This window comes from Polaromonas sp. YR568, assembly GCF_943371715.1.
Lineage (GTDB): Bacteria > Pseudomonadota > Gammaproteobacteria > Burkholderiales > Burkholderiaceae_C > Polaromonas.
The window spans coordinates 131271-139948 of the sequence record NZ_CALRVW010000009.1 but is presented as its reverse complement, the minus strand read 5'-3'; the positions used below and the strand labels follow the sequence as shown (position 1 = coordinate 139948).

General features: G+C 64.2%; 6 protein-coding genes and 1 pseudogene. 6 read left to right on the top strand and 1 reads right to left on the bottom strand.

Going from position 1 to position 8678, the window contains the following annotated elements; genetic code table 11:
* The 6 genes and pseudogenes from AAG813_RS09190 to AAG813_RS09165 form a co-directional block, all read left to right on the top strand.
* A pseudogene (locus AAG813_RS09190) lies at window positions 1-226 on the top strand (C4-dicarboxylate ABC transporter substrate-binding protein); the annotation flags it as partial.
* 103 nt (window positions 227-329) lie between these two features.
* Window positions 330-839: a TRAP transporter small permease gene (locus AAG813_RS09185; protein ID WP_341914128.1), complete on the top strand. Its 510-nt coding sequence runs from the start codon at window positions 330-332 to the stop codon at window positions 837-839.
* 23 nt (window positions 840-862) lie between these two features.
* Entirely contained in the window at window positions 863-2155 is a 1293-nt protein-coding gene (locus tag AAG813_RS09180) for a TRAP transporter large permease subunit (RefSeq protein ID WP_341914126.1), read from the top strand.
* A 37-nt stretch (window positions 2156-2192) separates the two neighbouring features.
* Window positions 2193-3167 carry a TRAP transporter substrate-binding protein gene (locus AAG813_RS09175; protein WP_341914124.1) on the top strand — a complete coding sequence of 325 codons (975 nt, stop codon included), beginning with the start codon at window positions 2193-2195 and terminating at the stop codon, window positions 3165-3167.
* Between the two features lie 84 nt (window positions 3168-3251).
* Complete coding sequence (locus AAG813_RS09170) at window positions 3252-6857, top strand: hydantoinase B/oxoprolinase family protein (RefSeq protein WP_341914122.1); 3606 nt, start codon at window positions 3252-3254, stop codon at window positions 6855-6857.
* 180 nt (window positions 6858-7037) lie between these two features.
* On the top strand, window positions 7038-7574 hold the full coding sequence (locus AAG813_RS09165; protein ID WP_341914120.1) for a DinB family protein: 537 nt from the start codon (window positions 7038-7040) through the stop codon (window positions 7572-7574).
* Window positions 7575-7591: 17 nt separating this feature from the next.
* Here AAG813_RS09165 and AAG813_RS09160 read toward each other — a convergent pair whose 3' ends face one another.
* The gene (locus tag AAG813_RS09160) at window positions 7592-8659 is read right to left on the bottom strand and encodes a methyltransferase domain-containing protein (RefSeq protein ID WP_341914118.1); all 1068 of its coding nucleotides are present in this window, start codon (window positions 8657-8659) and stop codon (window positions 7592-7594) included.
* Window positions 8660-8678 lie beyond the last annotated feature (19 nt).

Below are 8678 nucleotides of genomic sequence, written 5' to 3'. Positions count from 1 at the left end.
CTTGCTCAAGGCGGCCGCTGCGGCCCAGGAGCGGGGTTGGGCCACCAGCGAGCGGCTGGACAGCGAGTACATCAAGGAGCTGGCTGCGAAAGGCATGACCATCAGCGCTCCCTCCGACAGCCTCAAGAAGGAGCTGGCAGCCATTGGCGACACCATGACCGCCGAATGGCTCAAGACCGCCGGTCCCGAAGGCCAGGCCGTGATCGACGCTTACCGCAAAAAGTAAGCCGTCTTCCGCGGCGGGCGGGCCTGCGCCAGGCAGGCCCCGCAGGAAACCCGTCGCCGTCCCTTTCTCTTTTCCCTTTTTTTGATCGATGCAGGAGCACGTGATGGGCAAACTCGTCCGGAATTTCTACCAACTGCTGATGGCTTTGTCCTGCCTGGCCATGTTGGCCGCCTTCGGCACCGTGATGCTGGGGGTGGTGGCGCGTGAGCTGCGCTGGGACATTCCCGGCCTGGACGCCTACGCAGGCTACGCGATTGCAGCCGCCCTGTTCCTGGCGCTGCCCGGTACGCTCCAGCACGGCGACCACATCCGGGTGACCTTGCTGCTCGATCGTGTATCGCCCAGGGTGCGCGGGCTGCTGGAATGGTGGTCGCTGGGCGCGGGGCTGGCTCTGGCCGCCTATGTGGCCTGGTACGCAGCCCGCCTGGTCTGGGTGTCCTACAGCACACACGACATTTCACCGGCGGCCGATGCCTCGCCGCTGTGGATACCGCAGCTCGCCATGGCGCTGGGCTGCATCGGCTTTGCGCTGTCCTTCGTGCAGGCGCTGGTTGAACGCTGGCAGGGCGGCAGCTTCATTGCCGTCTCCAGCGAAGCCGCCCACATTGAATAGCCCGGACCCCGAGAAAGATCATCATGGATATCGTCATTGCTTTTGGACTGATCGTGCTGCTGTTTGCGGCACTGGGATCGGGATTGTGGATAGGCCTGTCGTTGCTGGCCGTGGCTCTGCTTGGCATGGAATTGTTGAGCGCCCGGCCGGCCGGCGACAGCATGGCCCTGACCATCTGGGGATCGACCTCCAGCTGGACGCTGACCGCGCTGCCGCTGTTTTTGTGGATGGGCGAGATCCTGTTTCGCAGCAAGCTGTCCGACAGCATGTTCAAGGGCCTGGCGCCCTGGCTGGACCGCTTGCCGGGCCGGCTGCTGCATATCAATGTGGTGGGTTGCACCATCTTTGCGGCGATTTCTGGCTCCTCGGCGGCGACTTGCGCCACCATCGGCAAGATTACCCTGCCTGAACTCAAGAAGCGCGGCTATCCCGACAACATCTCGGTCGGCACCCTGGCCGGCGCGGGCACGCTGGGGCTGCTGATCCCGCCTTCCATCATCATGATCGTCTACGGGGTGGCGGCCAATGTATCGATCGCCAAGCTGTTCCTGGCCGGGGTGATTCCAGGTCTCATGCTGGCTGCGCTGTTCATGGGCTACATCATCGTCTGGGCGCTGTTCAACAAGGACAAGGTGCCGGCCGCCGATGTCCGCATGAGCTTCGGCCAGAAAATCCACGCGTCGCGTCACCTGATCCCGGTGGTCTCGCTGATCGTGGTGGTGCTGGGCGGCATTTACAGCGGCATCGCCACCGCCACGGAGGCGGCTGCGCTCGGCGTGGCCGGCTCGCTGGTGCTGGCTGCGATCGAGGGTTCGCTGAACTGGGTCAAGTTCAGGGAAGGCCTGGTCGCTGCCTGCCGCATCTACTGCATGATCGGCCTGATTCTCGCCGGCGCGGCCTTCCTGACCCTGTCCATGGGATTCATCGGCCTGCCGCGGCATCTGGCCGAGTTCATCGGTGCGCTGAACCTTTCGCCCTTCATGCTGATGCTGGGGTTGATCGGCTTCTTCATTGTGCTGGGCTGCTTTCTGGACGGCATCTCGGTGGTCGTGCTGACGATTGCCGTGCTGCTGCCCACGGTCGAGGCCGCCGGGTTCGACCTGATCTGGTTTGGCATCTTCATCGTGCTGGTGGTCGAGATGGCGCAGATCACACCGCCGGTGGGCTTCAACCTGTTTGTCATCCAGGGCCTGACCCGGCGTGAGGTGACCTGGATCGCACGCACCGCATTGCCGCTGTTCTTTCTGATGATCGTCGCGGTGCTGATCACCTACTTCTTCCCGGACGTGGTGCTGTGGCTGCCGCGTCACATGTGAGTCCCCGCCAGAAGCCGCACTTCCCCAAGGAGTTTCCATGAAAAAACTTTGGATGGCCGCCCTGTGCGCGGTATCGCTGAGTCACGCCGCTACCCCGCCGCCGCCGACCACCTGGAAGCTGGCAACAGGGTACCGTGCCGAGTCCTTCCATACCCAGAACATCATGCAGTTCTCGCGCGATGTAGAGCAGGCCACGCGCGGGAAACTGGTGATTCAGGTACACCCGAACAATACGCTGGCCAAGCTCAACGACATCGCGCAAGCGGTGGCCGCCGGCAAGGCCGAGGCGGGCGAAACCATCATGACCAGCATGGTCAAGGACATCCCGATTGCCGGGGCCGACTCGATCCCTTTTGTGGTCGGCAGCTACCAGGACGCGGAACGGCTTTGGAAGCTGCAACGGCCCGGAATGGAGAGGCACCTGGCCAGCCGCGGCCTGAAGCTGCTGTACACCGTGCCCTGGCCGCCGCAGGGCCTGCATAGCAGCAAGCCGATACGCGGCCTCTCCGATTTCAAGGGGACGCAGATGCGCACCTACAACCAGACCACGCAGCGCATTGCAGAGATGCTGGGCGCCCATCCGGTGGACGTCCCCATGGTCGACGTGGGCAAGGCACTGGCCGAGGGCCGCATGGACAACATGATCACCTCGGCGTTGACGGGGGTCGAAAACAAGGTCTGGGGCGCCATCAAGTATTACTATGAGATCAATGCCTGGTTTCCCAAGAACGTGGTCTTTGTCAGCAGCAAGGCTTTTGAAGCGCTGGACCCGCCTGCGCGCGCCATGGTCATGAAGGCCGCCACCGACGCGGAAAGCCGGGGCTGGGTGGCCAGCCAGGCCCTGGCCGTCAACGCCACCGAGGAGATGCGCAGCAACGGCGTGCGGATCGAGCGCATTCCGGCCGAGCTCGAACAGGAGATCAAGCGCATGGGTGAGCGCTTCTCGCGGGAATGGGTACGATCTGTTGGCAGCGAAGCCAACGCCATTTTTGTTCCCTATTACTTCAAGTAGGCAGTCCTCTTTTCCCTTTTTTTACAAATTTCCGCGCCACCCGCCGTGGCGCCCCCACCATCCATGAACAGCGAACTTCGACAAATGACCCAGGAAAACACCTCCAACACAGGCAGCGGACGCTGGCAGTTCTGGATTGACCGCGGCGGCACATTCACCGATATCGTGGCCAGAAAGCCCGACGGTTCGCTGGTCACGCACAAGCTGCTGTCCGAGAACCCCGAGCAGTACCGCGATGCCGCCGTGGCCGGCATCCGCCACCTGCTGGGCCTGAAGGCGGGCGAGCCGATCCGTGCCGACGTGGTCGACTGCGTGAAGATGGGCACCACCGTGGCCACCAACGCGCTGCTGGAGCGCAAGGGCGAACCGACCCTGCTGGTGACGACGCGCGGCTTTCGCGACGCGCTGCGCATCGCCTACCAGAACCGGCCACGGCTGTTCGACCGCCACATCGTGCTGCCCGAGCTGCTCTACAGCGCCGTCGTGGAAGCGCACGAGCGTATTGGTGCGCAGGGCGAGGTGTTGCAGGCGCTCGACGAATCGCTATTAAAACAGGAGCTGTCGGCGCAATACCAGAAAGGGTTGCGCAGTGTTGCGATTGTATTCATGCACGGCTACCGCTACACCGACCATGAAAAGGCGACTAAGCGTATTGCGCAGGACGTGGGTTTTACCCAGATCAGTACCTCGCACGAGACCAGCCCGATGATGAAGTTCGTCAGCCGCGGGGATACGACCGTGGTCGATGCCTACCTCTCGCCCATCCTGCGCCGCTATGTGGAGCAGGTGGCCGGCGAGATGCCCGGGGTCAAGCTGTTTTTCATGCAGTCTTCGGGCGGTCTGACCGATGCCCATGTGTTCCAGGGCAAGGACGCGATCCTGAGCGGGCCAGCGGGCGGTATTGTGGGGATGGCGCGCACCGCGGCGATTGCTGGCCACGCCAAGGTGATCGGTTTCGACATGGGCGGGACGTCCACCGACGTGTCGCACTACGCTGGCGAGTTCGAACGCGAGTTTGAAACCCAGGTTGCCGGCGTGCGCATGCGCGCGCCCATGATGAGCATCCACACGGTGGCCGCAGGGGGTGGCTCCATTCTCAAGTTCGATGGCGAGCGCTTCCGCGTCGGGCCGCAAAGCGCCGGGGCCAATCCCGGGCCGGCCAGCTACCGCCGCGGCGGCCGGCTCGCCGTGACCGATGCCAACGTGATGGTGGGCAAGGTGCAGCCGCGTTACTTTCCCAAGGTGTTCGGCCCGAACGCTGACGAACCGCTCAGTTACGAGGCGGTTGAAACGCAGTTCAACGAACTGGCCGGCCAGACCGGGCGCAGCGCCGAGGTCGTGGCCGAAGGTTTCATCAACATCGCGGTGCAGCAGATGGCCAATGCCATCAAGAAGATCTCTGTTGCCCGCGGGTACGACGTGACGCGCTACACGCTGCAGTGTTTCGGCGGCGCCGGCGGCCAGCACGCCTGTCTGGTGGCCGACGCGCTGGGCATGACTAAAGTGTTTGTGCACCCCCTGGCCGGTGTGCTCAGCGCCTACGGCATGGGCCTGGCCGACCAGAACGTGATTCGCGAGCAGGCGGTGGAGCTCAAGCTGACTGAGGCAGCTGTGCCCGAAATTGCCGCAACGCTTGAAGGCCTTGCAACGACGGCGCAGGTCGAACTCCAGCGCCAGCAGGTCAGCACGGGCGCCATCACCATGCACCGCCGCGTGCATGTGCGTTACGAAGGCAGCGATTCGGCGCTGGTGGTTCCCTTCGGCACGCTGGACCAGATCGAGGCGAGTTTTGAGGCCGCTTACCGGCAGCGTTTTGCCTTTCTGATGCAGGGCAAGGGGCTGGTGGTGGAGGCCGTGTCGGTCGAGGCGGTGGTGGCCGGCGATGCGCCGGCTGAGCCGCGTCACCCCACACACGAACCGCGTGAAGTGCCGCGGCGGGAAACGGTACGCATGTATTCGGGCGGCCAGTGGCACGATGCCGCGCTGGTGGTGCGGGAAGACCTGCAGCCGGGCGACATCATTTCCGGCCCGGCGATCATTGCCGAGAAAAACGCCACCACCGTGGTTGAACCGGGCTGGGAAGCCGCGCTGACGGCACTGGACCATCTGGTGCTGGACCGGCGCGCCGAGCGTGCGATCAAGTTTGCGGCCGGCACCACCGTGGACCCGGTGCTGCTGGAGGTGTTCAACAACCTGTTCATGAACATCGCCGAGCAGATGGGCCTGCAGCTGCAGAACACCGCCTACTCGGTCAACATCAAGGAGCGGCTGGACTTCAGCTGCGCGCTGTTCGACACCGAAGGCAACCTGATTGCCAACGCACCGCACATGCCGGTGCACCTGGGTTCGATGGGCGAAAGCATCAAGACGGTGATCCGGGAGAACGCCGGAAAAATGCAGCCCGGCGATGTCTATGTGCTCAACGACCCCTACCATGGCGGCACCCATCTGCCCGACATCACGGTGATCACACCGGTTTACCTTGGCGGCGCGGACTTGCCGACCTTTTATGTCGGCTCGCGGGGTCACCATGCGGACATCGGCGGCACCACGCCGGGCTCCATGCCGCCGTTTTCCACGCGCATCGAGGAAGAGGGCGTGCAGATCAACAACGTCAAGCTGGTCGAACGCGGTGTGCTGCGCGAAGCCGAGATGGTGGCGCTGCTGAAAAGCGGCCAGTACCCTTCGAGGAACCCGCAGCAGAACATGGCCGACCTGAAGGCGCAGATCGCCGCCAATGAAAAGGGCGTGCAGGAACTGCGCAAGATGGTCGACACCTTCAGCCTGGAGGTGGTGCTGGCCTACATGCGCCACGTGCAGGACAACGCCGAGGAGTCGGTGCGTCGCGTGATCACCCGGCTGAAAGACGGCGCCTTCACGCTGCCGCTGGACAACGGTGCGCAGATCCAGGTGGCGATCCGCGTGGACACGAAAAAACGCAGCGCGGAGATCGACTTCACCGGAACTTCCCCCCAGCAGAGCAACAACTTCAACGCGCCTACCGCGGTGTGTATGGCGGCGGTACTCTACGTGTTCCGCACGCTGGTGGACGACGACATTCCGCTCAACGCGGGTTGCCTGAAGCCGCTCAAGGTCATCATCCCGGCCGGCTCCATGCTGAACCCGAACCCGCCGGCCTCGGTGGTGGCGGGCAATGTGGAAACCTCCACCTGCATCACCAATGCCTTGTATGGCGCGCTCGGCGTGATGGCGGCCAGCCAGTGCACCATGAACAATTTCACCTTCGGCAACGAGCGGCACCAGTATTACGAAACCATCTCGGGCGGCAGCGGTGCCGGCGAGGGCTTCGACGGCACCTCGGTCGTGCAGACCCACATGACCAACTCGCGCCTGACCGACCCCGAGGTGCTGGAGTTCCGCTTCCCGGTGCGGCTGGAGAGTTACGAAATCCGCCAGGGCTCGGGTGGCGCCGGGCGCTGGACAGGTGGCAACGGCGGCGTGCGGCGCGTGCGTTTTCTCGAAGCCATGACCGCGAGCATTCTGTCGAACGGCCGCAAACACGGTGCCTTCGGCATGGCCGGCGGCCAGCCTGGCCAGGTGGGCCGCAATGTGGTGGTGCGCGCGGACGGTCGGGTTGAAAGCCTGGACCACATCGGCCAGGCCGAAATGGCGCCGGGCGATATTTTCGAGATCCACACGCCGGGCGGGGGCGGTTTCGGCAAGATATAGGCCCACCCCTGTCCAGGCTCACTGCGTGTAGCCTGTTCCCCCCTCGAGGGGGCGGCGCCTGCGGTCCGGCAAAGCCGGTCCCGCGGCCCCAGCTGATACCTGCAGGCGTTTTTTTTTGATACAAACACGGTGCAGCCCATACATGTTGCGCGCCGGAAGCTATCAATTCAGGAGCAAACCATGGACGCTGCGTTTCTTGACAACTACCGCTTTCTGGCCCGCTACAACCGCTGGATGAACCAGCGCCTGTACGCAGCCTGTGAGCCCCTGGGCGACGAGGAACGCAAGCGCGAGCGCGGTGCTTTTTTCGGCTCCATCCACCACACCCTGACGCATCTGCTGCTGGCCGACAGGTTATGGCTGCACCGCTTTGCCTCGCAGCAGACCCGGTTTGCTGCACTGGATGCCGCCACACTGGCCCTGCCGCCTGGTGTGGACTACGTCAGCATCCATGCCTATCCCGACTGGGCCGAACTGCGGCAGGCGCGCGACACGCTGGACGATGTGATTGAGCGCTGGCTGGCAGAGATGAAGGCGGATTTTCTGAGCAGCACCATGCTGTATGCCAACACCAAGGGTGTGCAGCGCGCCCACCCGGTCTGGCAGGCGATGACCCATTTCTTCAACCACCAGACGCATCACCGCGGGCAGGCGACCACGCTGCTGGCGCAGGCCGGCGTGGACGTCGGCGTGACCGACCTGATTGCGCTGGTGTGAGCTGAGCCGGAAGCGGCTCAGCAGCAGCCCGCCGGGCCGCAAACGCCGGCGCTGCTGCCCGGTGCGCCATCAAACGGCAGGCTGGTGCCGCAGCCTTCAAAAATGCCGTAATGCGTGTCGAAGTTGCCGATGAAGCTGAAGTGCGGCGCCAGGCGTGTGCCCTGGAGCATGTGCCAGGTGTTGCCGCAGACCGGGAACACCTTGCCGGTCTGGAGGTCATGGTGTTTGTCGAGCACAAAGCGGCCGGCCTGGCCGGGAATGCTGCCCTGGTAAATCACCGCCTGGCCGTAATCCTCGCAGGCCGACTCCAGCGCGGCCAGCTTGAAGAGCCGCCAGGTGGCCGAATAAAAGCGCAGGTTGCCGGTGCGTGCCGCCAGTTGCGGGTCGGTGATGTCCAGCGGCCGGTCTTCCACCAGGCGCGGGTCGGCAAAGCCGTGGCCTTGCGCCAGGCGTTCGAAGTCTTTCCAGTACAGCGCGCCGCCCAGGCATTCGCCATACAGCACCGGGTCGTTTTTCACCGCGGCCGGCACGCGGCGGTCCGCGTACACGTCGGAAAAGTAGAACTCGCCACCGGGTTTGAGCAGACGCTGCACGCCGGCGAGCACCGCGTCCTTGTCGGGCGAGAGGTTGACCACGCAGTTGGAGACGATCACGTCGAAGCTGCCGGGCTCCAGCCCCAGTTCATCCAGCCGCTCGATGTAGCCGTGCAGAAAGCTCACATTGCCGTAACCAAACAGTTCCGCGTGGTGGGCCTGGTGCGCGCGTGCCACGGCCAGCTGTTCATCGGTCATGTCCACGCCGACCACTGAGCCGGTGGGCCCGACCAGTTGTGCCAGCGCATACACGTCGCGGCCGGAGCCGCAGCCGAGGTCGAGCACGCGGCAACCCTCCAGCAGCGGCGGGCAGACCAGGCCGCAGCCGTAATAACGCGACAGCACCTCGGGGTGGATGCGCGCCAGCAGCGGCTTGAGCCACTCGGGCATGCTGCTGACGTCGCAGCAGGCGCTGGTCTTGAGGTCTGCCGTGCCCTGCAGCTGGCGGCCGTAGTAGTCGGTGACGATGTCGTAGGTGGTGTTGTTGCTCAAGGGTGTTTCCGGACGTGAA